Genomic DNA, 1,044 nt, shown 5'->3' on the forward strand with positions numbered 1-1,044 from the left:
CCGAGCACATCGGCGCGGCCGTCACCGTTGAAGTCGGCGGCGAACACGTGCCGCCAAGTCCCCCAGCCCTGACCGATCTTGACGCCGGTGCTCACATCGTTGCTGTTGTTGCGGTACCAGTACAGGTCCCCCGCACTGTTCACACCGAGCACATCGGCGCGGCCGTCACCGTTGAAATCCGAGACCTGACCGGAGCGGCCTTTCCAGAGCGCCGCTACGATCTTGATGGCGTCGTTGGCTTCGACGCCGTAGCGGTATCGATACTCAGCCGCAGGGCGTTGCACATCGGCTGCGACCTCGCCGATGGGGGCGGTGTTCCAGGAACCGTTGGGGTAAAACTGCTGCATCACATCGAGGAATTTCCCTGTGGCGATAGCCGGATTCGTGCGCTCCGCGAAGCTTCCCCAGGTCGCCCGCTGCTGGAAGAGACCGACGGAATCGAGATCGCCTCCGTCCAGGTTCGCGATGCTCGTCTCGACGATCACTGTGGATATGGCAATCGCCCCAGCACGTTGATTGAATCCACGGGCCTGCACCGCGTCCACCACCGCACGCGCACACGAGGTGTTGTAGGCGTTCATGTGGCCACGCATCTTGTCGGTCAGTTGTGCATTGAGGGCGGCAGCGACGACGCCGTCCTGTGGCGTCGGTCCGCCCGCGACGCAGGATAGAGAGGCGAACGTGGTACCCACGTCGTTAGGCTGGATCTCGTCCGGCGGGTATGGCGGGGGCGCGGCGGCGATCGTCGCGAACAGCGCCACGACGGCTGCCAGCATTACTACCGGCCGCTTGAGGTGTGCCTGCGATAACTTATGCATCTTTACCTGATCCTCTTGATGGTTCCGCAGTCGCCGGGCCTGCAGGAAATCGCTGCTGGGCTGCTTATTCGGTGGAGAATAAGCAGCACGCAAGGCCGAACTCGGCAACGCACGGAATGCGAGTGAGAACTGCCGCCGGCGCGTGGCCGGCGGCGGTGGGAGGTGGTCTCGGGGTCTAGAACACGTGCCGCCAGGTTCCCCAGCCTTGGCCGATCTTGACGCCGGT

Annotated in this window: 1 protein-coding gene; it reads right to left on the minus strand. The window is 63.9% G+C overall.

Annotated elements, in window-relative coordinates:
* On the minus strand, window positions 1-761 hold a 761-nt coding region (locus AB0I67_RS43120), incomplete at its 3' end, for a VCBS repeat-containing protein (RefSeq protein ID WP_357936798.1).
* Window positions 762-1,044: the final 283 nt, after the last annotated feature.

Source organism: Nonomuraea sp. NPDC050310 (genome assembly GCF_040655795.1).
Taxonomy (GTDB): Bacteria; Actinomycetota; Actinomycetes; order Streptosporangiales; family Streptosporangiaceae; genus Nonomuraea.